The following is a 23,914-nucleotide window of genomic DNA, read 5'->3' on the forward strand; positions in this document are numbered from 1 at the left end:
ATGAGTCATGAAGAATCAACCTCTTTCTCTGCGACAATTTGAAGAGATGCTGTGGCAGCAGACGCTGGAGCGAATGCGCCACGGATGGAATTCCCAAAAACAAAATCGGGAAGAAAATTTACCTCCTGTCTGAAATTTGCGCGCGAGTTTCCCCAATCGGTTCCTGCTTGATTCTCTTGACAAAAAAAGCGTTAGGGCCTTCGCAGTAGCGAGGTTCAAAAGTTTTAGCGAAAACAAACATCATAGTTTTCCCTCCTTTCATTTCCAGCACTTCGAAACGCCAATCTTCTACCTGATCTAGAAAATGTCGGTGCAGTACCCGGTATTTCTCTGCTTCTCGCTGCAATAAATACATTGAAGCTGGTGTCCATTCGTCTTCGACGCTACTTCCGTAGATTCCAGTTGGTTCAAATTCTGTCAATTGACGAATTGCTTCAGCACAGCGGTTGCCAGATATGCTATTCCCTTGGGCAAACACTGGAGAAGCGAGAGCTAGACAGCAGAAGGATAACCAAAATTTGGACATGGGCTTTCAAAAACTAATAGGTTCCACTTGTATTTGATCCTTATGCAACCGAATACGGTGAAAACTGGATGTAGACTTCTCGTCGATCATGGTCGATGAAGCCGAATTGACAACATGCAGCGAATGCGATGCATATTGCTGTACATGATGCCAGTTATGATGAATGTGTCCATGCAGGTATAGTCGAATCTGTGGCCGACTGCTCAGCCAATACTGGATCTGCTCCAAGTTCAGCAGTTCGTGTTTCGTATCGTGTTCTCTGTCTGGGAAACTGATTGGGTAATGGTTGACCAGAACAAACCGCGTATCTGTCGCTTGTTGTTGCATGTACTCGTCTGTGGCCTTCAGGGTTTGACGCCGGACACAGCCGGAAGCGCTGTACCATGGTGTTGGTGCTGCGCTATGCCAACCAATTAAGTGCCAATTCTGATTAAGTCGACGGGTGTGGATTTCATTTTTTCCAAAAAAACTTCCAAAGTAGCTTCGGAAATAGTCTGATTCTTCGTTTTCGCTTACGTAATAATCATGATTTCCAGGAACAATGCTAACTCTTTCCTGATTCTGCAATAGAGGCCGCAAAGCCATTCGTGCTTTGGCAAATTCCTCAGGCAGCGCAAGTTGTGTGAGATCTCCGCTAATCACCAAGTGATCCCAACCCATCTGTCTCACAACTTCAATCAGTTGAAGGTAGCGCTGTGATGGATATTTCGAGCTCCGGTTCAGCCACCAATTGGTAGCTCCCAGTAGTCGTTTAGAAAACCACTGGTTCCAATTTTTGGGATATGCACTGAAATGTAAGTCAGACAGATGCAAGATCGTTAGCGAATCAGTTGACACAATTGCTCTGCTACTGGAATTTCGGATTGCGTTCGGAACTGATCAATGTATCCTTGCAAACGAATCAGGAGAGGGGTTTCCAGACAGTCCGAATCGCTAGATTCTAGGCGCTGCTGCTTTCGCTGTTTTCAGCATCTGCCAGTTGATCTCAGGTTGGCATGCCAGAAAAAAGCCAAATCAATTTAGTCCCCGATCACCTCTTCTTTAATAGTATTTTCAGTAATGGAGCCCAAAATGCGGAGAAATTCCTCCTTTCGACGCCGGTCCTCAGGAGCGTCAGCGAACCGAACTCGCCGAAGTTCGGTAGCGTTTCGAGAACAAGTGTTGGGAAGTCCCAGTTTGCCAGCACCTATCCAAAAGATGTTGGATGGAATTGAGCGACAGCTCGGCATTCGTGACTGGAGTCTGTCTACCTTGGCTGCTGTAGCCTTGTCACGAAGAGCCTGGATGATTCCAGTCTTGTTCGTACTGCTTGCTGGCTTCGTGATTGCGGCTGGTGGTGGCGGTGGAACTGTGGAAACAAACTTTCCAATAGCCCTGGAAGATTATAACGACCCAGAAGGAGGAGGGATCGGATCAATTCTGGCTTCTCGTATTGCAGAAAGTCCCTTCAACCTTGTTGGCTCATTGGTGTTCCTGTTAGCGATTTGCCACACTTTTGCGGCTGCTCCAATAACAGAGAAAGCTCACCACATCAAACATCACCACGAAGAAGAGCTTCGCAAAGCAGGAAAGTCTGAGGAGTTCATTAAGAACAGTCCATCTTTTAAAGCGGAGTTGTTTCACTTCATTGGTGAAATAGAGGCGATTTTTGGAATTTGGGTGATTGCGCTGATGGTTGCCATCATTGGATTCTACGACTGGTCTACCTTTAAAGACTACATCGCACACACGGTGGTTTATATTGAGCCAATGTTTGTTGTAGTGATCATGGCTATCGCTTCTACTCGTCCGATCGTGAAGCTAGCAGAACAAATTATGGGTAGAGTGGCTGCGTTTGGTCAATCTACTACTCAGGCTTGGTGGTTCTCTATTTTGACCCTAGCTCCTTTGCTTGGCTCCTTCATTACTGAGCCAGCTGCAATGACAATTGCTGCTTTGTTACTAGCCAAGCAGTTCTATGATTACAACCCGAGTCCTAAGTTCGCTTACGCAACGATTGGGCTTCTGTTCGTTAATGTGTCTGTCGGAGGCACGCTGACTCACTTTGCAGCTCCACCAGTTTTGATGGTCGCAGCTCCCTGGGGTTGGGACATCGCGTTCATGATGGTCAACTTTGGTTGGAAAGCTGTCATAGGTGTTGTGATAGCAAACATTCTCTACTACATCATTTTCAAGAATGAATTTGCCAACTTAAAGAAGTCTGACTCTAGCGAATCATCCGAAACAAATGCACCAGTCAAGTGGGAAGATCGTGAAGATCCGATTCCAGGTTGGGTCACAGTCACTCACCTGCTCTTCATGGCCTGGACTGTCTTCAATGCGCACTACCCACCGCTGTTCATTGGTGGCTTCCTCTTCTTCATTGGATTCACCATGGCCTCCAAAGCCTATCAAAACAAACTGGAGATCAAGGGGCCATTGTTGGTAGGCTTCTTCCTAGCTGGTCTAGTAACTCACGGTGGGGTTCAGGCTTGGTGGATCGCACCTGTGCTACAAAGTTTGAGTGAGTTGCCCTTGATGATTGGATCAACGGTTTTGACAGCGTTCAATGACAACGCAGCAATCACCTTCTTGGCTACACTGGTACCTGGCTTTACCGATGGCCAGAAGTACGCAGTTGTTGCGGGTGCTGTAACTGGTGGTGGTCTGACTGTCATCGCCAATGCTCCGAATCCTGCAGGACAATCCATCTTGTCACGCTACTTCCCTGGCGGTGTGAATCCAGCCAACCTAGCTATGGGTGCGGCCATTCCTACCGTGATTATGGGTGTCAGCTACATGGGCTTCTACTACCTGCTCGGCTGATTCCTTTCCTTGTGCAGCAGATCCTCCACTCCCAGTGACAGGATCTGCTATCTTCACTAGATTCACTTGCGCTCCCTGCTAGCTTTCGCTAGGTTGTTTCCTACTTTCCTTTTGCAATTTATTCACTTTCACTGAGATACTATATGAGAATGTTGACAGGTTTATTCCTCTTGGCCTTAGCTCTTGCAGGTTGCACAGAAGAAGCTCGCAACCAATTTTTTAGAAGTGCAGATAATGTTCTTGGAAAAGACTACAAGGTCAGCTACGTTGATGAAGGACAAGTCGTTAAGTCTTGGACAATCAAGGATGGTAAGATTACCAGTGGCGAGAAAGAGGATGGAACACCTACCGGTTATTATTACTTCTGGAGTGAAGAAACCGGATATGTTCAGGTGCCTATCGATCGAACAATTGTAGAAGAGCTACGGGATAGCAAGGCAGTTGCTGTACAATGAGAGGAAGTCCGTGCGCAGAACAGTGCACGGGCTTTGTAGGGTTGGGAATCAGCTGTAGAGAATACCTTGTTTACGGAAATGCTTTAGGGTTGCCGATTCTCTCAGATCTCCTGGTTTCAGGATGACCGCATCCGTCGCAATACGTCCCTTGGAACTCAATAGAGAACCTCCGACTGCAAGACGGTATGGTGGAATAACAGGAAGTAGAAACGTTTCACTACCCACACGGCACTCAAGTGGAGGAACTACGTCTCCTGTCTCCTCATCGATAATTTTCTTACCAGAAGCCATCACGACCCCGCTGGCAACGACCGCACCTTCTCCAATCACCCCTGCCACCTCGCACATTGCTCCGATCTTGACGTTATCTTCGACAATAGAGGCCAGACGGCCCGCAGGTTCGAGGATGCCTTCTATTCCAGAGCCTGCACCGAATTTAACCCCTCGACCAATTTGAGCACAGGAAGCGATTCTACTGCCACCATCAATCATCACACCACCCCCAGCAATATAGGCACCGATGTTGATGAAAGCCTGATTCATAATTACGGTTTGTGGGCCAATATAGGCTCCATTTCTCACGATACTACCAGGCGCATAGCGAACACCGCTAGCCTCAAAGTCTTGATCCGTGTAGTTGGAATACTTCAAAGGAACTTTGTCCCAGTAGTTTGATTCCATCCGCTGATTTCCGTGCGTACCAAAGTAATTCAGGACTCCATCAATCACGTAGGTTTGGGGTTCCCATTCATCCCGCACTTTTTCAGCAGTCCTCACTTTCCCCTGATTAAGCAATTCGATGAAAGCCTCTGATTCTGCTGCGCTCGCCTTGCGGTCATGGATATTGGCTAGCAGATTAGCGTATGAGCTTTCGATCCTCTCAATTCTCAGAAAGTCTCCATCACGAAGATTGAGGAGGAGGTCCAACTTCGGATGAAGACCAGGATTTTGTTGTGCACGCTCAGTGTACTCTCCAAAAACACGGAGCACTTCGTTGGCTTCATCCCGTCCAATTTGTCCCGTGGTACTGGCTACGTGTGAGAATACACGCAAGGTTCCCTGCTTGGCTGGAAAATTGGGCAAAATCGCCATCAACTCGTCTTTGGAGTTAAAGATGCGGAGCAGGACTGTTTGTTCTGCAAAGGGCATCGTCTTCAGGTTGGCCTCAAAGCTACTCATGGATTCCCCTCAGGTTAAAGGTGGTGGCTCCTAACCACCAAGGTTGTTGGTTAAAGGTGAGTTAGGGGGGCACTCCCCAGTGGGAAGACGTTGTAACCCAGATTGAAGAGATACTGATGATCAAGATGGTTTCGGCCATCAAACAGGTAAGCAGGTCGCATCATATTCTCTAAAATGTGCCCATAGTCGAGGTCACGATATTGCTGCCATTGTGTCACTAGCGCAACGGCATGGGCTCCATAAGCAGCCTCATACGGATCCTCGACAAAAGCAATGTCTCCTTCCATGGAAGCCAGGTCATGCTCGGTTTCTTCTCGAGCTCTAGGATCATGCACCCGCACTTGGGCATGTTCACTCAGGAGTTTCCGACAGAGCGAAATGGCTGGAGAATCACGTGTGTCTCCAGTATCTGGCTTGAATGCAAAGCCAAATAGGGTGATTTTCTTTCCTGCCAAGGTGTTGAACTGCTGCTTGAGGATATTCTGGAAGAAACGATCTGTCTGAAACTCGTTGATCCGCACTACGCTGGCCCAGTAATCAGCAACTTCAGGCAGTCCGTAGTATTCGCAGAGGTAAGACAGGTGCAATATGTCTTTACGGAAACAAGAACCACCAAATCCAATGCTCGCCTGCAGAAAATGAGGTCCAATTCTCCGATCCATCCCAATGGCACGGCTGATTTCACCTATGTTGGCTTGAGTTCTCTCGCAGAGGGCGGAAATGCTGTTGATCGAGGAGATTCGCTGTGCCAGCATCGCATTGGCCACCAATTTGGAGAGTTCACTGCTCCAGACATTGGTGAGCAGTACCCGGTCTTCCGCGACCCAATGACCGTAAAGGTCAGCAATCGTTCGGGCTGCACGACGGCCGAATACATTCTCTTCCCCACCAACCAGCACTCGATCTGGTTCCTGTAGGTCTGGGATTGCGGTGCCTTCTGCCAGGAATTCTGGGTTGGAGACGACTGAGAATTGGCTGTGGCTAGAACCTGAAGATAGAATCCGTGACATTGCCTCCGCAGTACGAACCGGCAGTGTACTCTTCTCAACGACAATCACCTCAGGTTGTCGGGCATGTGTCAGAATATCCCGCGCAGTCTTTTCCCAGTACTGTAAATCGGCAGCTTTTCCAGCTCCTTCACCAAATGCCTTGGTTGGGGTGTTAACGGCAACAAAGATAATATCAGCTTGTTGAATAGCTGTGGGGATATCGTTGGAAAAGAAAAGGTTACGACCTCTTGCTTGCTGCACGACTTCTAGCAGACCAGGTTCATAGATTGGTAGATTGTCAGAAGACCAGCGCTGAATTCGGTCTTCATTGATGTCTACAACTGTAAAATTATGCTCTGGACAGTGGAGTGCCAACATGGCCATTGTTGGGCCACCAACATAGCCAGCTCCAATACAGGTGATCTGGGACATTTGTGTTAGGTGGGGGCGGAATTTAGGATTTTCAGTTTTAAAGAGAATCAAGAGTGACCTGGCAATCTTTACAGACAATGTTCCCGTACAAGTTCATAATCTGAACAAGGAATCATTAATGTCATTAGGAGGTGTTTCTCCCATGAGCATAAACAGAGTTGCGGCCACATGACTCAGGTTCAGGTTGATCCCAGGGCCAGGCGCTTGAAGTTGATACTGTTGCTTGTATTTCGGATCATAAATCACAAAAGGCACTGGATTGAGTGAATGCTTCGTACTGCTTTCCCAGCTGCCTTGCTTATTCTTGACCAGCATCTCATCTGCATTTCCATGGTCTGCTGTGATCACAAGGATACCATCCACCTCATCGATCACTGGTAATAGTCTGCCAAGCTGCCGGTCCACTTCTTCTACTGCCTTGATTGCAGCCTCTATTTTTCCACAATGCCCCACCATATCCGCATTTGCATAGTTGATTAGTCCGTAATCAAACTCTCCCGAACGTAAAAACTGGATTGCCTGGTCTGTGATTTCCTTGGCTTTCATGGCTGGAACATTCGCAAAGGAATCAACCTTGTCCGAGTTGATCGGGTGATAGATTTCCTTTTTTGGATCAAGAGGTTCTCGATAGCCTCCATTGAAGAAGAAAGTCACGTGAGCAAATTTTTGGGTTTCCGTCAGCCGGAATTGTCGTAACCCTTTTTCTAGAATGCGTTTGCCGAAAGGATTTTCAACTTTGGGTGTTCCGACAAGGTAGTATGGTGGAAGATAGAGGTCCTGATCATAGGTCATCATCCCAGCATATTGGATCTGGGGTCGTAATCCTCGATCAAAATGTGGGAAGGAATCGTCCAAAATCGCATGAGTAAACTCAATCGCTCGATCTGCCCGAAAGTTGGTGAAGATGAGACTGTGGTGGTCTTGGATCCGTCCGACAGGCTTTCCGTCCCGCACGATTGAAAATCCTGGCAGATCTTGGTCAATGATGTCGGGAGACTGCTGGCGAAAATATTCAATCCCCTCACGAACTGATGTAAATTGATGCTCTCCCTTCCCATGAACATGCAGATTCCAACCGAGTTGAATCTTAGACCAGTTCTGATCCCTATCCATCGTGATTTTTTCTCGTCCACCTGCACTGGCAAAACCATAGTCGATCTCTGCACGCTGGCTTTTGAGTTGATGGAAGAGAGACTCCAACTGTTCGGTGTAGTCCAGTGCCGACTGAATCGAGACATCTCTACCATCCAGCAAAGCATGTACATAGCAACGACGGAGACCATGCTTGAAGGCATGATTAATCAAGGCAATGGTATGATCAATGTGACTGTGAACATTACCATCGGAGAGTAAACTAAGTAGATGGAGAGGTGTGTCGTTCTGAAGACAATTGTTGGTCAACTTCTGCAGTACTGGACTTTCAAAGAATTCCCCACTGTCGATCATACGTTTGATCAAAGAGGGACCTTGCTCCATGACGATTCCAGCGCCCAGGGTCATGTGTCCAACCTCAGAACCACCGAGATCTTTATCTGCAGGTAGGCCAACGTATGTACCATGCGTCCACAGTTGGGTGTAAGGGGACTTTTCTGTGATTCGTTTAAAGATTGGTAGAGACGCTTTGTGGAGCGCATTGGTGTCGTTCGGAGGGCCTACTCCCCAACCGTCTAGCACAAGGTGTAATAGAGGGCCACGATCTCGAAACTGATCCGCTAGTTGTAGGGCATTCATTAGCAGGTCTTAGGTTGGGGATTCGTTACGCAAAATAAACTGGGGAGGGATTTGTTCAAATAGGTAATTGGCTGCTTCCTGCAGGTAGGCGGCTTCTCTCGATTCCAAGGTGAGCTTCACCTCGTGTTCCTCTTCATCCTTGGTTCGCGGGTAGGAGCCTAGTTGCAGTTCTGGGTAGGTAACGAGAGTTTGATCCAGTAGATGTGCAATCTGTCCTTCATCACAATTCAGGAAGATTTGGTGTAGATAGATTGGGTTGCTACGGAAGCGTTCCCGAAAGGTTTGGAATCTTCGCTGAAGCAGTCTGGGGATTCCCGGAAAGATCAAAATGTTATGGAAGAGTATTTGAGAAACCCGCTTGCTCTCATCAAATAGAAGCTCTGAGCCCTCTGGAATCATGGCCATTCTCAAATGGGCTTCATTCACTTCTTTCCCGTAGTAGCTACTGATCAGCTTTGTGAGCTTTTCCGAACGTACCAGTGGAGTTTGAAAACCTGCCGCAATCGAAGGGACCGTCAGATCATCATGCGTGGGGCCAATGCCTCCGCTGGTAAAGACCCAAGTGTACTTTTCAGAAGCCTGCCGGACAACATTACTGATCGTTTCGGTATCATCGGGGATGGTCACGATAGAACGAACCTCCACTCCAAGATCACGCAATTCGCGACAGAGATAGTGAGAGTTCTCATCCTTCACTTTGCCCGAAAGTATCTCATTGCCAATGATCACAATGGCAGCGGTGGCGAGTTGCTCCGGCATGCAATGTTATTGGTGGCGCTTAATGATGTGGAAACCAAACGCAGTCTCAACCACCTTGCTGACCGTATTGGGTTCCAAGGCAAAGGCTGCTTGGTCAAATTCAGGTACCATCATTCCTCGGGGGAACTCTCCCAACATCCCGTCTTGTGGAGCAGACGGTCCATTTGAATGCTCTTTAGCAACTTCCGCAAAATCACGACCATCTTGAATCTCTGCGAGCAGTTGCTGGGCGAGTTGCATTGCTTCGTTTTTGCTACGGCTTTGTTCAGATCGTAGTGCTCCCTGATAGGAAATCAGTACATGACTCGCTGTAATCAATTCCAGCGATACACGTTTGAAGATCAGGAAACCCAGCGGAGTTTCGACGGGATCACTGACCTGACCCTCCAATAGTGAGAAGGCCGGTTTGAGGAATGGTGGTAGCTGCGGATTGGCCTGATCAATCATTGGAATGCGGGTTTGCTCTGGCAGATCCGTAAAGCGATCAACTAATTCACTGAAATCCGCTCCCTTACGACGAGCAAGGTCAGCTAGCTTTGCACTAACCTCAGCTGCCCCTTCTCGGTCGTAGTAGAGATCCTGCTTTGGAATACGCGCACCCTGGTAACCAATCACAAGCATCTCCAGAGCAACTTTGGAAGCAACGGGTTGGTCGGGTTGTGGCACTCGAGAGGGATCAAGTTCTGCACTAGCTTCAGGGAGCTCTTTTCGGTTTTGCTCTGACAAAGCCTGCCTGGTGGCATCGGCTTTGGAGATGACCGCCATTTCATCGAAGGCCTCTGCATCCGACCCCTGCCTCACGATTCGCAGTTGTTCGATTCGGTCACCTTTCTCAATAGCGTTGACCACATCCATGCCCTCAATAACTTCACCAAAAACGGAGTGCTTGTCATCGAGCCAGGGAGTTTCTTTGTGGATAATGAAGAATTGGCTTCCGTTGGTATCTGGTCCGGCATTGGCCATTGAGAGAATACCAGGCTTGTTATGCCGCAATTCAGGATGGAATTCATCAGCAAAGCGATACCCAGGACCACCACTGCCAGTGCCCAATGGATCACCACCTTGAATCATGAAGTCAGCAATGACCCGGTGAAAGGTCAACCCATTGTAGAACTTACTCTTGCGTGAGTCTCCAGAAATTGGATCCTTCCAAGCTTGTGTCCCATCAGCAAGACCCACAAAATTTGCTACTGTTTTCGGTACTCGCTTGTAAAAGAGTTTCAGTAGAATTCGACCTCGATTGGTTTCCAGATCGGCATATAGGCCGTCAGAGAGATCTTCGGCACCAAGAGTAAAGGAAGGAGCCATGGAGACAGCAAGCAAAAGTAGGAACGAGCGCCCGATTGATCGGCGCAGTCGCGAAAAGGATCGCATGGGAAGCCTGTGAATGAAAATTGACGGAGGGTATGTCAAATGAAGCAGTGTGGTTGGTTCAGATGAAGAAAAAATTGGGTTCAAGCTAACAGCCACACTTCCAGACTGCAAGGTATTTTGTCTGCTTCCAAAACATGTTTTACCTCAAGGATTTCGTGAAATGAAACAGATTCTGATCCTCAGAATCCCCTCTTGGATGATCTCTTTATGGTACATCCTCTGCCTGAGAATTTTTTAATTATATGGAGCTGTGTTATCAGTTAAAATCAGCTTTACCAACTTTTTGGACATTATAGAGAATAAAAGCATTTATGTGGGGTGCTTCCTTGCAAAAAATATATTTGATTTGGACCTGTCTTGTATGCTTGCTCAGTCCTAGACTGTTAATTGCCGAGTCCTGGACGGACTTGCTCAATTCTGGCTGGGAGGCAAAGCCCATTGCACCTTTGATGGTCAAAGTAGTTGATGGAGACACTTTTTACGCTGATTGGAATCAGAACAACTACACGGAGTCCAAAGAGAAAATCCGGTTACTTTTCGTTGATACTCCAGAGCTGAATCAATCCCATAAGGGTCAGGATCTAGAATTTGGTTTGCCAGCTGGGATTTTCTCAAGGATCGATTGCAAAGTGGACCCTTGCAACTCTGGGTGTCTCCTCGATTCCCAAGAGATCGCCATCAACGGACTTTAGGACTATTGCAGGCTGAAGATGCCAATGTAAATCTACTACTCATCGGTCTAGGCCATAGCCTCTTTGATGCTCGCTACCAGTTGCCCAGTAATTTTGACAGCTACGTTGATGCTGAAGCCCGAGCCTATGAAGAGAAGAGAGGTATCTGCAGCACGTATGCTTCACGTCGGCGTTATTTAAAACGCTTGGCTAATGAAGGAAGAACAGTCTTTTCAAGGACAAATCGTTGTTATGCCACAAAGCTTCAAAAGGCGGAGAGCGTAGACCTTGCTCGCTATGATAAACGTTTTATCAAGTTGGCAGGTCGATTGGAACGAAGATTTAGCAAAGGTTCTTATATAGAGTTGCTATTGCTGGAAAATGGTGTGGAGGTAGTAGTGCCTCAAATGTATCAAGATCGTTTGCCAAGTTGGCAATTTGGAGATCAGATTCTGGTCGAAGGATTTGTCCAGAAATATCACGACAAATGGCAGGTTCAGCTATTCCGTGGAGTCAGTGCTCAGTAGGGAAAAGTAGGAATGTTGCAGTACAAATTGAAAATTGTAGGAGTCGTACAAGGAGTTGGTTTTCGCTACTTTGTACGCCAGGAGTCGACTAGATTAGAACTTACAGGGGCTGTTTGGAATTGCCCCGATGGGAGTGTCGAGGTTGTCGTCCAAGGTGAGCAGGCACTATTGGATCAACTTGTGGAGCAGTGTAAACTGGGGCCTGCTTATTCAAAAGTTGCTACGGTAGATGTAGAGAGAGATGAAGTGTTCGATAAGTTGATGGGTTTTGAAATTCGACGTTGACTCTAGGCAGCTTGTCGACGAGCCAAGTTCAACGGTCTGATCTGAGGAATACTTGGGAGTAAGACAAGGCTGTTGGGCTTGGCACGATTCAGCGGTCGTTGTTGGATGTCCAGAAGCCCAGAGGTATTCAGTAAGATAGTGTCCCCTGCGAAAGTTAGAAATTCGAGAGATTCTCCGGCAGTGAAGGGATTCTGAACTAACAGTGTCAGAAAATTTTCAGAGGTGTCTAGTACTGTTCCGGCAATCTCATAACGTTGCTCTCCGTTGCGATACCCCTGATAAATACTGTCTTGCCCAGCAGGTGTGTTCAAAGAAGCCTCCGTGTAGCCTCGATGTGGAATTCGTTCCAATTCCTGGGTTAACTCCTGAAGGCGACTTTGCCAGAGCGGAGGTGGTTCGTTTGCACAGATTTTCAACCCCTGTGCATAAACACGAGTCGTTGTGGCAACGTAGAGGTTGCTTTTCATTCGACCTTCAACTTTCAGGCTGTCAATTCCTTGTTCGAGAAATTGGGGCAACTGCTCCAGACCACGTAGGTCCTTGGAACTCATAAAGGAAGCTTTGTAGGCTTCCTCTTTGTTGGTTTCTTGAACATCGTAATTAAACCGACAACTTTGAACACAGCCACCTCGATTGCTGTCTCTGCCAGCGGTGTAGTTCGAGATGACACAGTTACCAGAGTAGGCCATGCACATCGAACCATGAATGAATAACTCCACAGCGATCCCTACCTTTTGCCGAATCCATCCGGCTTCCTGAACAGATACCTCTCTTCCCAGAATGAGACGCTGAACCCCCAAGTTTTTCCAAGCTTGAGCTGCCCAAGAATTTAGGCAGGAAGCTTGGGTAGAGAGATGAATCGGCAGGTTGGTGTGCTGATGAATCAGCGTACAAGTTCCCAAGTCTGAAACAATAACGGCATCGACACCTTGCTGCTCCAGCCAGATCACATAGTTTGGCATCTCTTTGAGATCTTGGTCATGGGGGAATGCATTGAGGACAACAAAGACCTTGGCATCATGCTGATGAGCGAACTGTAATCCCTCAATGATTTCAGTATCAGTGAAATTATCTGCACCACTGCGCAGCCCGAGACGATGCCCAGCAAGATAGACAGCGTTAGCTCCGTAAAGAACAGCGACCTTCAGGCGTTCTAAGCTCCCGGCAGGAGCCAGCAATTCGGGAAGCGTCATGGATAGAGAAGATGAAGGTGGGATCAGTTGTGAGAGCCGAAAAAGCTCTGCATTTTCTTCTTGATGGCTCTGTCCAGACGAGGACCTATACGCTGGATCACTTCAGCTGCCATGGCAGTGGCGAGAACACCACTTTCAAAAATGCTCTTTTCGTGAGTCAGGCCGTACAGAAATCCTGCTGCAAAGGCATCACCTGCTCCTGTCGTATCAACGACATTCACGTGCCGAGGATCAATATAGAACATCTCACGTTGTTCGCATACCAAAGCCCCACGGGCTCCCATCGTAAAAGCAACGGTCTCCACTTGGGCTGCTAAGTATTCCAGAGCTTCCTGTGAGATCTCGGTGTTGAGCAGTGCAAAAGCCTCTTCCTGGTTACAGAAGAGGAGATCGACATCTTCACGAACCAGCCGGTGAAACGCTTCTTGGTGACGCTGAGCACAGAATGGGTCTGAGAGACTGAGAGCGACCTTTGTACCGTGTTTCTTGGCAAGGCCAATCGCTTGACTGACAGCATCCTGCTGAATTTCTGTGTCCCAGAGGTACCCTTCGATGTACAGGTAGTGGGCCTGCTGCATCAACTCAGCATCAATGTCGCTTGGGTGTAATTCCTGGCACATCCCCAAGAAGGTGTTCATGGTGCGAGAACCGTCCTCTCCAACCAGGATCAGACTACTCCCACTACTACCTTCCCCAAAGCCAAAGTGAGTAGTGACTCCTTCGTTTGCCAACAACTGTTCGTACAGTTGCCCCAACTCATCTTGGCCCAGCTTACCGGTATACGCCACGTTACTACCAATCAGTGCAAGCCCACTCATCGTGTTAGCCGCCGATCCCCCTGGGGCAGAGATCACGTCATGTTGACCGGACTGCAACTCCTCAATCAACTCTTGTTGGCGTTCCTGGTGAACCAGGTACATACGATTAGCTTCCAGTTCCTGCTTCTCAAGGAAGTTCGCTGGAATGTGTACCAGCAGGTCCATCAATGGATTACCGATACCATATACGTCTAGTGGTTTTTGGGTCATGGGTCGGGCAGGCCTTAACTAACCTTCATTTTTCGATTGTTGTCGGCAGATTGCCGCATGATCAACTTGGGAGGTACACCTTGAGTGATCGTATTTTCGCTGATTACAACTTCTTGAATATTATTGTTCGAGGGAGTTTCGTACATGATGTCCAGCATGGCTTTCTCGAGAATTGAGCGCAGACCACGAGCACCAGTTTTGCGCTTGATTGCCTCTTGAGCAATCACTTTGTAAGCACCTTTTGTGAAGGATAGCTTTGCGTTTTCCAACTCAAAAAGCTTCTGGTACTGGCGAATCAAAGCATTCTTTGGCTCAACCAGAATTTGAATCAGGTGTTCTTCTTCCAGATCATGCAGTGTGCTGATTACAGGGAGTCTGCCCACAAATTCTGGGATCAGACCATACTTCAGCAAATCTTCTGGTTCCAACTGTCGTAACAAATCTGCGTCTTTAATCTTGTCCTGAATCTTACTGCCGAAACCGATGGCCCGATCTCCGATCCGTCGCTTGATGATTTGATCGAGATTGACGAAAGCGCCACCACAGATGAAGAGGATGTTCGAGGTGTCGACCTGAACACATTCTTGCTGTGGATGCTTGCGTCCTCCTTGAGGAGGAATGTTGGCGGTTGTGCCTTCAATAATTTTTAGCAGGGCCTGCTGTACACCCTCACCTGAAACATCACGGGTGATAGAAGGGTTGTCACTCTTGCGTGTAATCTTATCAATTTCGTCTATGTAGATGATTCCTTGTTCTGCGCGCTCCGTATCATAATCAGCGGCTTGCAGGAGTTTCAGTACAATGTTTTCGACGTCTTCTCCAACATAACCAGCTTCGGTTAGCGTCGTAGCGTCAGTCATTGCAAAAGGTACGTTCAGGATCTTGGCTAAGGTCTGAGCCAATAGAGTTTTGCCCGTGCCAGTCGGACCAATCAACAGAATATTGCTCTTCTGCAACTCTACATCGCTATCGTGCAGATTTGCATGAATACGCTTGTAGTGATTGTGAACTGCCACAGAAAGCACACGCTTGGCGAATTGCTGACCAATCACATAATTATCCAGCACATCTTTGATGTCGGCAGGCTTTAGCAACACTTGTTCAGAGTCATCCATTGCTTTTTCGCGCTGCCACTCCTCTTCCATGATGTCATTGCACAGTTCTATGCACTCATCACAGATGTAGACGCCGGGCCCTGCAATGATTTTTTTTACCTCATCCTGTGTTTTTCCACAGAATGAGCAGCGCAATGGTGCGTCTTTCTGGTTACTCATACTGACTCCATGATTGTTAAGACCCAAATCATTCAATTGGGTCTGAAGCTCAGCAAATGGAAAAGAGTGGTTGGTGTTACAATCAACTATTGCTGGAAGCAGGTGGTTCTTCCCGCTTTGTCATTACATGGTCCACAAGGCCGTATGCTTTGGCTTCCTCTCCAGAGAAATAGTAGTCACGCTGCGTATCCTGCTCTATTTGTCCTGGATCTTTACCAGTATGTTTGGCAAGGACGTCATTTAGCGTGCCCGTTAAGCGTACGATCTCCCGTGCCTGGATGTCAATGTCCTCAGCTTGTCCAGAGAAGCCACCCATCAACTGGTGAATCATGATCCGACAGTTGGGAAGCGCATATCTTTTGCCAGGAGCACCTGCAGCGAGAAGAATAGCTCCCATGCTGGCAGCCTGACCAATACAGATGGTTTGCACCTGGGGACGCAGGTACTGCATGGTGTCATAAATCGCCAATCCCGCTGAGACTAGTCCACCTGGGCAGTTGATGTACAAAGAAATATCACTCTCTGGATCTTCTGCCTCGAGGAACAGCAACTGTGCGATCATCAGGTTGGCAACATTATCATCGATTGGGGTGCCTATGAAGGCGATACGATCCTTGAGCAGTCGTGAATAAATGTCATAGGATCTCTCCCCTCGATTGGTTTGTTCGACGACCATCGGGATGAGTGGCATCGGCTCCCTCTTAATTTGGGGTTAGTTTGTTCGGTTCATTCCTGCTCAGTGGCAGTCTCTTGTTTTTCTTCTACATTTTCTGATGCCTCACTCGCAGTCTCTGACCCAACCAGTTTTTCAATGACATGGTTCAGTGCCTGTTCACCACGTAGCTCTGCGACCATCGAATTCATCATCACTCGACCGTATCGATGATTATAAAAATCCTGTGCAGAAAGCCCCATCATCCCAGCAGCATTGGAGAAACGATTGGCCAGTGTTGCTTCGTCCAGTTGTAGAGCAGCACTTCGGAAGATGTGATCTACTAAAAAATCTCTGCGTAAGCGATCACGATGTGCTTCCATTCGTTGGCTGATCTGTTCTTTAGTCAGTTCTTCTCCAGCTTCAGTTTTTTCTTCCTTTAGTGTTTTTTCTCGCTCCACAATACTGCTTACTGGCAGGTCAATATCTTCCAGTTGCCTAACGAGTTGCGGTAAAAGCTGTTCCCGATAGTCTGTCATGCGGTTGTTTTTCTTGTTCTCTGACTGCATCTCACGAACAGCTTTGCATAAGTCTTCTACGGTGTCGTGCCCGTAAGACTTGAGAAACTCTTCATCCAGTTCTGGTAGAGTCAATAATTCGATACTTTGGATAGTGATTTCAAATTCTGCACTTTTCCCCTGCAATTCATCATTGAAGGTGGAGCCCATCTCCAAGGCAACAGTTTTTGTTTCCTCAACAGCCATTCCCAAAACAACTTCGCTGAACTCAGTGAAAAATTCGCCACCTACTTCAAATTCAGATTTTTCAATCTGTTGCTCTTCTGGCAAGGGCTCTCCATCCAAAGTACCGCGAGCATCAAAAGTCACCAAATTCCCTTTCTCTACTACACCAGCTTCCTTGGGTTCTCGAACCGAGCGAGCGCGACGAAGCTGCTGGAGCATGTCATCGATATCCTTATCAGTGACTTCACCGAGTTCTTGTTCTTCCAGGGCCAACTTGTCGTAGTCAATTTCAGGAAGTGTCGGTGCAATTTCCAACTCAACTTTGAAACTCAGAGGCTTCTTCTCATCAAAGTCAATGTTCAATGATGTTGGTGGAACTGCTGGAATCAGGTTCTCTGATTGAAGAGCTCTTGAGTAGAACTGAGGAAATAATCGTTCACGGATCTCGTAGGCCATTGAACTACGGAACCGGCTTTTCATCCATCCTTTGGGGAACTTGCCAGGACGGAATCCACGCAGGCGGGTGTTGCGCAACTGATCTTTCACTTGTTGATATTCCCCTCGGATCTCATCGAAAGGAATTTCAATCTGCATTTCGCGACGCAATTTACCGAGATCCTGAACCTGAACTTTCATAGGAGTTTACAACGACATGTGACAAGGAACCACTACCTTCTCGGTAGCACAATGAATCGATTTGCAACCGATCATGATTATCGGCTTAAATCTACGAGATAAAACGAAAAAAGATGAGACTCAAAAGGCAAAAGCACAAGTTTTTTCAGGCGAATTCTCTAGCCAATCCACTGGTCTCTTGTAAACTTTGCTTGCTGCAGAAATTGCTGTAAATTTTCTCGGTTTGCGTTTTCGAGATAATCATCCAATTGCCCCAACAACTCCTTTAGATGACGAAGTCTGGGCAGCAGGTGCTCTCTGTTCTCTAGAAAGATATCCGTCCACATTTCTGGACTGGAAGAAGCGATTCGTGAGAAGTCCTTGAGTCCAGCTCCAGAAAACTGAAGTACTTCCTCTTGATCTGAACCAATGATGGCCTGGATGCTGGCATAGGCGATCAGGTGTGGTAAGTGGCTGACTGCTGCAAAGATCTGATCGTGTTGTGCTGCATTCATTACAGCAACCTTGCTTCCAAGCGCTTCCCAAAGTATTTGGAGTCTTTGAGTAACTTCCAGAGGAGTTGCATCAGTAGGGGTGAGGATGAAACGCCTTCCTTCAAAAAGGTGAGTCCGTGAGCTGGTGGGCCCAAAGCATTCGCCACCAGCAATCGGATGTCCCCCCACAAATCTTGGAATCAACTCAGGGTAGTCCTGGATTATTGACAAGAGCGGTGATTTCACACTGCCGACATCAGACAACAGCGTATGCGAGCCAAGTTGAGGACGGATGGAGTGGAGGACTTTTGGAAAACTACTGACTGGGGTTGCTAGAATGACGAGATCCGCATCGCGGAGTTTCTTATCAAAATTCGTTGAGGCAGAGTCAACCAGATTGCGATGAAGCGCCTCCTCACAATGATGGGGACGTTGGTCATAGCCGAGCAGGTGTTCTGCCAGATGTAGCCGCCGTAGATCCAGAGCCAGGGAACCACCAATCAGGCCCAGTCCGACAATCACGATCCGCTGGAAGCCTGGATTGGCGGATTCTGTCATTGACTTTCCTGGGTGAGTTCGGTGTTGCTGGGTGTTGCTGGTTTGGGTGGCGCTTTTTCCTGAAGCATTAAGAAAATCGGGCTTGCTACATAAATGGAGGAGTAGGTTCCAACAAGGATTCCTACAAACAGGGCGAATGCAAAGTCATGAATAATTTCTCCACCGAAGAGCAGCAACATAATCACGACAAATAAAGTTGTGGCAGAAGTCAGCAAAGTTCGACTGAGAGTCTCATTGATGCTGAGATCCAACAGTTCTTCCGTTTCACGCTTACGGAATTTAGCGAGGTTCTCTCGAACACGATCGAACACGACGATAGTATCGTTAAGGGAGTATCCGACTACCGTCAGCAAAGCCGCAATGATTGTCAGGTTGAACTCTTTGTCAAACAGTGAAAACACTCCGACAACAGCAAGTACATCGTGTAGGAGACAAACTACGGCACTGATTCCAAAACGCCACTGAAAGCGAACACTAATGTACAGGAGTACCAATCCTAGGGCAATCAGCACAGCCAAGAGGGCATCTTCTTTTAACTCGTCACCGACTTTTGGGCCAATGGTCTCAATACGTCTGATCTCTGGTTGCGTATTAGCGTTTTGGAGGATTTTTTGAAGGTTGGTTGTTAGGGATTCACCAGTTCCTAACGAGCTATCGATCGGCAGTCCTAATAGAATTTCTCGATCTTCTTCCGCTCCAAAAGTCTGCAGCGTGATGCTGTCATATCCTTGACTGGCGAATAAATCACGCAATTGATTCAGGTCAGGTTCGCTGTCGAAGCGGATCTGAACATTGGTGCCTCCTCGGAAGTCAATTCCATAATTCAAACCTCCATGGAGTAGCACAGACAAAAAAGTGCTGAGAACCAAGAAAATCGAAAGGTAGATAGTGTATCGTCGCTTTTCGAGAAAGCGGATTTGCAATGGTTGAGAGAGCATGTTTCAGATGCTAATGGCTTTGAGTTGCTTGCGGTTGAGATAAATCATTTCAAAGAAGAACCTGGTCACTACAATTGCCGTGAACATACTTGAGAGAATTCCCAAGGAGAGTGTGACAGCAAAGCCCTTGATGGGGCCGGTTCCAAATTGGAGTAACGCCAGAGCTGCAAAGAGTGTTGTGACATTGGCATCAAGGATGGTTTTGAAAGCTCGATCAAAACCTTCGTTGATTGAACTACGTAAATTGTTGCTTTTTGCGAGTTCTTCCCGAATTCTTTGAAAAATCAATACGTTCGCATCAACAGCCATACCTGTTGTCAATACGATTCCTGCCATGCCGGGCAGCGTTAAGGTAGCTCCGACCCCACCCAGAACAGCGATGATCAGTAAAAGATTGAAGACCAGAGCGAATGCGGCGAAGACACCGGCGAGCCGATAATAGATCATCATAAAAATCAGGACTAGCAGCCCGCCAAGCAACAGCGAGGTAAGGCCTTGCTCAACAGAATCTTCACCGAGGGAGGCACCCACGGTGCGTTCTTCTCGAATTTCAATAGGGGCTGGCAGAGAACCCGAACGAAGTACAATAGAGAGGTTCCCCGCTTCTTCTGTAGTGAACTGGCCTGAAATTGATGCTTCTCCGCCACCAATTTTTTCTCTGATCACAGGTGCTGACTGAACCTTGTCATCTAAAACAATTGCCAGACGTTTGCCCTGATTTCTTTCAGTCAATTTTGCGAAGCGATCAGCGCCAATAGAATCGAAGGAAAGAGAGACGTAAGGTTGGTTCGTTTGTTGGTCGAAGCGCACCCGAGCATCTCGAATGTACTCCCCAGTCAACAAAACTTCCTTACTCAATACATAAGGGTTGCGGGATAGAACTTCCTGCGTGATAGGGTCACGGATTTCCTCATATCGAACAACTTCAGTGTAGCGATTATAAGCGGCTGGGGTGGCGTCATCATTGACAATACGAAACTCGAGAACAGCCTGAGGACCAATCAGTTCGATCGCCTGTGATCTGTCTTTCAGACCAGGAAGTTGGATGATGATGCTATTATCCCCCTGGCGTTGCAGCGTGGGTTCACTGACCCCTAGGCTATCAATGCGATTACGCAAGACTTCCAGAGCTTGTGTGATTGCGTTCTCTTGAATGCGAGTTAGCTCTTCAGGGAGGAGCGTCAACGTTGTTCGGTTGTTGGGTTGATCCGTAGGAGTGAACTGAACCAATAAACGATCGTAGGGAGATTCGGTCAGATTGACGGTCTCTCCCTTTTCCATCTCCAAGATAATGATGTTGTTCTCTTGGCGGACTTCGACAAATTTGACGTAGTTGTCCAGCAGCAAATCTTCCAATTCCTGAGCAGTACGGCTAACAGTTTCCTTAACGGCTTCTTCAACCTTGATCTCAATGTCGAGGTACATTCCCCCTTGGAGATCCAGTCCCAGGTTCACACGATTTGGATGTTGTTGAGGGTCTACCCCAGGCTGATAGGCTTGATAGGTGGGCAGACTGTAGAAAACAGCTACCGCAAAGACCAACAGGATCAGTAAGCCTTTGACACGTACATTCATGAGTGGTGTTTATTTAATTCTGAAAACTTGAGAGTACCAAGGAAAGTTAGCTCAAGACTCATCCTTGGATTCATTGTCGGAGGCACTTGCATCCTTGGCCTTCTGCACAACACGGGAAACTTGTCCACGATCCATCTGAATCCTGACCTTGTCAGCAATTTCTATGGTGATTGTGTCTTCTCCGAGCTTGAAGATCGTCCCGTGAATACCAGAGTTCGTCACGACTTTATCGCCCTTGCCCAAGGCACTCAGCATGGCTCGCAATTCTTTTTGGCGCTTTTGCTGTGGTCGGATGATCAAGAAATAAAAGATGGCGAAGATCAGAATGAGGGGGCCAAACTGTACTAGCATAGCGGTTGTGTCGCCACCACCTAGAGCAGCATCCTGAGCCCAGGCCTCACGAATGAAGAAATCCATAGAAAATCACTCCAATTAGTTAAAAGCTTAAATCAGGGAAAATAGCAAAGCTAAATATAATATCATAAACAAGCTGCAAGCGCTATGCTCAAATTTACTTGTGATCCTTCTTATTAAAATACTCCTGGATAGACGGCAAAGTTATCTGCTATTTTGGGGCGCTCTTTGTGCAGTACCTTTAGCAAACCAACCCTCCTGAATTAAACCATCTCTAGCTGGTATCGAATGCCGACTTGGAATCTTGTATTTGACATCGACTTTACACTCACTGGAGATTTGTCATCTCTGCGAAAACTGGGACAAAAACTCGAACATCTCCAACAAGCAGACCACGCTCGTGTGCTATTCTGCACAGGTAGGCCTTATCCTGATGTGCTACATGGATTGAAGCATGAGGAGTTACCTCAGCCAGACGCCGTTATTGCTCAAACGGGAGCCGAACTTTATCTACCGCCTTTTGGTAGTTTCTCGACGCCACTTCTTGATTGGCAACTGCAACTTGAAAAGTTTGGCTTCTCTGTGGAGGAAGTTCATCAGCGATTGATTGACTTAAATGATGCGATCAGCTTAGAGGCAGCTAATTGCCAGTCCCCCCACAAGGTCTCGTACGCGATCATGGATCCCAAACGGCCGCTTGAGTGGCTAGCCGAAATTTCAAGGCGCATGTTGGAGCCTGCTGGACGCTACCAAGTGATCTGTGCTGCTTTTGGAGAAAGTTACTATGTCGATATTTTGCCAGGAATGGTCAACAAGGGGAAAGCACTGCGCTACCTGCTTGAATTACTGAAATGGCAGGAAGAGGACACAATTGTTGCTGGGGACAGCGGTAACGATCAGTCAATGTTTGACGAAGGTTTTCGAGGAATTCTCGTTGGCAATGCTCGGCCAGAAGTCAAAGAATATTTGCAGAAATTTCCAGCGAAACAGTGTTACCAAGCGCAGCAAAATTATGCGAAGGGTGTGTTGGAAGGCTTAGCTCACTGGCAGGTTCCAACCTTTGACGATTGATAGAAAAGGTATCTGAGATTGAAATCTATATGGGTGTCCGAAGATCTTTTCAGGCTAGCTGCAGAGGAACTTCCTGGAGTATCTGTTCGAGATTGTTGCAAAGCCGTTCTGCTTCAGACTCTGGAAAAACCAGTGGGGGTTTGAACTTGATCACATTATGATCCGGCCCATCTGTGCTGAGCAGGAATCCTTGGGCTTTCATCCGCTCCACAACATAGGTTGCACGAGCTGCACAAGGTATTCTTTGCACGGGATCAGCAACGAACTCCATACCAAGAAAGAGACCCTCTCCACGAACTTGTCCCAGAGCTGGACACCATTTTGACATTCCCATCCAGCGTTCAAGCAGATAAATTCCCAAGGTCAGTGCATGTTTTTGGAGGTTTTCCTCTTCAATCACATCCAGTACGGTGGTACCCACTGCCGCAGAGATAGGATTCCCACCAAAGGTGTTGAAGTATTCCATTCCGTTGGCAAAGGCTTCTGCAATTTCGGCTGTGGTGATCACAGCTGCGAGAGGATGTCCATTGCCAATCGGTTTTCCAAGAGTAACGATATCTGGAACGACTCCCTGTAGTTCAAATCCCCAAAAGGTTTTCCCTACCCTACCAAAACCAACCTGTACCTCATCCGCGATGCACAGTCCTCCAAGCCTGCGAATTCCTGCATAAGCGGTCTGTAGATAATTCTCTGGAAGAACAATCTGTCCTCCACAACTCAGAATTGATTCGCAAATGAACCCAGCCAACCCAGCTCTAGATTTTGCCAGTGATTCTCCGTGCTCAATGACCTTTTCCCCGTAGGCTGAGCCTGGATCTGGGTGATGCTCCCTGTACACTCCTCGATACGAATCAGGCATGGGAGTGGTCCTTACCCATTCTGGTGCTCCTTTTCCACCAGGCCCATTGTGCTTATAAGGACTCAAGTCTATCAGAGATTTAGTATGCCCATGATAGCCAACGTCCACCACTACCATCCCCTGAGCTTGGGTGTGGGCTTGAGCTAGTCGTAGTGCCAGTTCGTTGGCTTCACTGCCAGTACAAACCAAGAAACAGACGTTCAGTGGTTCAGGAAACAAGCCACACAAGCGCTCTGCGTATTTGACGAGTTCAGGGTGAAGGTAGCGAGTGTTTGTGTTGAGTAGGCCACTTTGTTTTCTTTGGGCTTCGACAACCCTGGGATGACAGTGCCCGACATGAGCAACATTGTTCACACAGTCAACAAAGCGACGCCCGAGAGCATCAATCAAGTAGACTCCCTCTCCCCGTAGAATGGTGAGTGGCTCTTTGTAGGACAGAGAGAGATTGCGTCCCATGATGTGGAGGCGTCTTGCCAATAAATCCTTCGGCAGGCCTTCAGGTTCTACCCAGGATTGCTCTTGGATTCCGAGTAAACGATAGGGATTTGGACTGATCTCTTTCCAGAAACTTTGTTCGGAAGGCAATGCAACACCCGGAAAATCGGTTTCCCATCCCATTCGATGACTGATCACCTGCAAGTGCAAATGCGGAGGCCAGTTGCCGTTTCGGGGTGATACTCCGATCCTGGCAATACGAGTCCCAGCTTGGACGGAGTCTCCCGGTTGCCAGAGTTCTAGACACTCTGGATCAAGATGGCCGTAGAGCGTGCAGAAGCTCTCTCCACTAAGATCCTCATGCTGCAACATGAGTGTAGGGCCATAGTCCT

The 23,914-nt window shown here is 47.6% G+C and carries 23 protein-coding genes and 1 pseudogene; 6 read left to right on the forward strand and 18 right to left on the reverse strand.

What is annotated here, in order from left to right; translation table 11 throughout:
• Positions 1-7: 7 nt before the first annotated feature.
• Positions 8-133: a hypothetical protein gene (locus P8O70_09220; GenBank protein ID MDG2197051.1), complete on the forward strand. Its 126-nt coding sequence runs from the start codon at positions 8-10 to the stop codon at positions 131-133.
• Here the strand turns inward: P8O70_09220 and P8O70_09225 are convergent.
• Positions 119-526, reverse strand: coding sequence for a hypothetical protein (locus P8O70_09225; protein ID MDG2197052.1), 408 nt, complete (start codon positions 524-526; stop codon positions 119-121). The genes P8O70_09220 and P8O70_09225 overlap by 15 nt on opposite strands.
• Before the next feature lie 6 nt (positions 527-532).
• The gene (locus P8O70_09230; protein MDG2197053.1) at positions 533-1,363 is read right to left on the reverse strand and encodes a metallophosphoesterase; all 831 of its coding nucleotides are present in this window, start codon (positions 1,361-1,363) and stop codon (positions 533-535) included.
• Between the two features lie 234 nt (positions 1,364-1,597).
• Here P8O70_09230 and P8O70_09235 point away from each other — a divergent pair, with 234 nt between their 5' ends.
• On the forward strand, positions 1,598-3,331 hold the full coding sequence (locus P8O70_09235) for a putative Na+/H+ antiporter (protein MDG2197054.1): 1,734 nt from the start codon (positions 1,598-1,600) through the stop codon (positions 3,329-3,331).
• A gap of 143 nt (positions 3,332-3,474) precedes the next feature.
• The gene (locus tag P8O70_09240; protein ID MDG2197055.1) at positions 3,475-3,786 is read left to right on the forward strand and encodes a hypothetical protein; all 312 of its coding nucleotides are present in this window, start codon (positions 3,475-3,477) and stop codon (positions 3,784-3,786) included.
• A 48-nt stretch (positions 3,787-3,834) separates the two neighbouring features.
• Here the strand turns inward: P8O70_09240 and P8O70_09245 are convergent, their stop codons facing one another.
• From P8O70_09245 to P8O70_09270, 6 genes and pseudogenes are all read right to left on the reverse strand, one after another.
• Positions 3,835-4,965, reverse strand: coding sequence for a DUF2322 family protein (locus P8O70_09245; GenBank protein ID MDG2197056.1), 1,131 nt, complete (start codon positions 4,963-4,965; stop codon positions 3,835-3,837).
• 50 nt (positions 4,966-5,015) lie between these two features.
• Positions 5,016-6,386, reverse strand: a complete 1,371-nt coding sequence (locus tag P8O70_09250) for a nucleotide sugar dehydrogenase (GenBank protein ID MDG2197057.1) — start codon at positions 6,384-6,386, stop codon at positions 5,016-5,018.
• A 93-nt stretch (positions 6,387-6,479) separates the two neighbouring features.
• Positions 6,480-8,117, reverse strand: a complete 1,638-nt coding sequence (gene gpmI, locus P8O70_09255) for a 2,3-bisphosphoglycerate-independent phosphoglycerate mutase (protein ID MDG2197058.1) — start codon at positions 8,115-8,117, stop codon at positions 6,480-6,482.
• A 9-nt stretch (positions 8,118-8,126) separates the two neighbouring features.
• Entirely contained in the window at positions 8,127-8,876 is a 750-nt protein-coding gene (locus P8O70_09260; protein MDG2197059.1) for a competence/damage-inducible protein A, read from the reverse strand.
• A gap of 6 nt (positions 8,877-8,882) precedes the next feature.
• The gene (locus tag P8O70_09265; GenBank protein MDG2197060.1) at positions 8,883-9,497 is read right to left on the reverse strand and encodes a peptidylprolyl isomerase; all 615 of its coding nucleotides are present in this window, start codon (positions 9,495-9,497) and stop codon (positions 8,883-8,885) included.
• 150 nt (positions 9,498-9,647) lie between these two features.
• Positions 9,648-10,184 (reverse strand): annotated as a pseudogene (locus P8O70_09270) (peptidylprolyl isomerase).
• Between the two features lie 715 nt (positions 10,185-10,899).
• Here P8O70_09270 and P8O70_09275 point away from each other — a divergent pair.
• Positions 10,900-11,448 (forward strand): hypothetical protein, encoded by a 549-nt coding sequence (locus P8O70_09275; GenBank protein ID MDG2197061.1) that lies wholly within the window; start codon positions 10,900-10,902, stop codon positions 11,446-11,448.
• 12 nt (positions 11,449-11,460) lie between these two features.
• On the forward strand, positions 11,461-11,733 hold the full coding sequence (locus P8O70_09280) for an acylphosphatase (protein ID MDG2197062.1): 273 nt from the start codon (positions 11,461-11,463) through the stop codon (positions 11,731-11,733).
• Between the two features lie 2 nt (positions 11,734-11,735).
• Here the strand turns inward: P8O70_09280 and P8O70_09285 are convergent, their stop codons facing one another.
• The 9 genes from P8O70_09285 to yajC form a co-directional block, all read right to left on the reverse strand.
• Positions 11,736-12,926: a U32 family peptidase C-terminal domain-containing protein gene (locus P8O70_09285; GenBank protein ID MDG2197063.1), complete on the reverse strand. Its 1,191-nt coding sequence runs from the start codon at positions 12,924-12,926 to the stop codon at positions 11,736-11,738.
• A 23-nt stretch (positions 12,927-12,949) separates the two neighbouring features.
• Positions 12,950-13,954: an adenosine kinase gene (locus P8O70_09290; GenBank protein ID MDG2197064.1), complete on the reverse strand. Its 1,005-nt coding sequence runs from the start codon at positions 13,952-13,954 to the stop codon at positions 12,950-12,952.
• 14 nt (positions 13,955-13,968) lie between these two features.
• Complete coding sequence (gene clpX, locus P8O70_09295) at positions 13,969-15,228, reverse strand: ATP-dependent Clp protease ATP-binding subunit ClpX (protein MDG2197065.1); 1,260 nt, start codon at positions 15,226-15,228, stop codon at positions 13,969-13,971.
• Between the two features lie 82 nt (positions 15,229-15,310).
• Complete coding sequence (gene clpP, locus P8O70_09300) at positions 15,311-15,919, reverse strand: ATP-dependent Clp endopeptidase proteolytic subunit ClpP (protein MDG2197066.1); 609 nt, start codon at positions 15,917-15,919, stop codon at positions 15,311-15,313.
• Positions 15,920-15,954: 35 nt separating this feature from the next.
• Positions 15,955-17,259 carry a trigger factor gene (gene tig / locus P8O70_09305; protein MDG2197067.1) on the reverse strand — a complete coding sequence of 435 codons (1,305 nt, stop codon included), beginning with the start codon at positions 17,257-17,259 and terminating at the stop codon, positions 15,955-15,957.
• A gap of 158 nt (positions 17,260-17,417) precedes the next feature.
• Positions 17,418-18,290 (reverse strand): prephenate dehydrogenase/arogenate dehydrogenase family protein, encoded by an 873-nt coding sequence (locus P8O70_09310; GenBank protein ID MDG2197068.1) that lies wholly within the window; start codon positions 18,288-18,290, stop codon positions 17,418-17,420.
• A complete protein-coding gene (secF, locus tag P8O70_09315; protein ID MDG2197069.1) occupies positions 18,287-19,228 on the reverse strand; it encodes a protein translocase subunit SecF in 942 nt (313 codons plus the stop codon). The genes P8O70_09310 and secF overlap by 4 nt, the downstream gene beginning before the upstream one ends.
• Positions 19,229-19,231: 3 nt before the next feature.
• Positions 19,232-20,803 (reverse strand): protein translocase subunit SecD, encoded by a 1,572-nt coding sequence (secD, locus tag P8O70_09320; GenBank protein ID MDG2197070.1) that lies wholly within the window; start codon positions 20,801-20,803, stop codon positions 19,232-19,234.
• A gap of 51 nt (positions 20,804-20,854) precedes the next feature.
• Complete coding sequence (gene yajC, locus P8O70_09325) at positions 20,855-21,220, reverse strand: preprotein translocase subunit YajC (GenBank protein MDG2197071.1); 366 nt, start codon at positions 21,218-21,220, stop codon at positions 20,855-20,857.
• A 225-nt stretch (positions 21,221-21,445) separates the two neighbouring features.
• On the opposite strand from yajC, the gene P8O70_09330 reads away from it, so the two are divergent.
• Entirely contained in the window at positions 21,446-22,228 is a 783-nt protein-coding gene (locus tag P8O70_09330) for an HAD-IIB family hydrolase (protein MDG2197072.1), read from the forward strand.
• Between the two features lie 49 nt (positions 22,229-22,277).
• Here P8O70_09330 and P8O70_09335 read toward each other — a convergent pair.
• Positions 22,278-23,914, reverse strand: a 1,637-nt coding sequence (locus P8O70_09335; protein MDG2197073.1) for an aminotransferase class III-fold pyridoxal phosphate-dependent enzyme, incomplete at its 5' end; no start/stop codon positions are given.

This window comes from SAR324 cluster bacterium (assembly GCA_029245725.1).
GTDB lineage: Bacteria > SAR324 > SAR324 > SAR324 > NAC60-12 > JCVI-SCAAA005.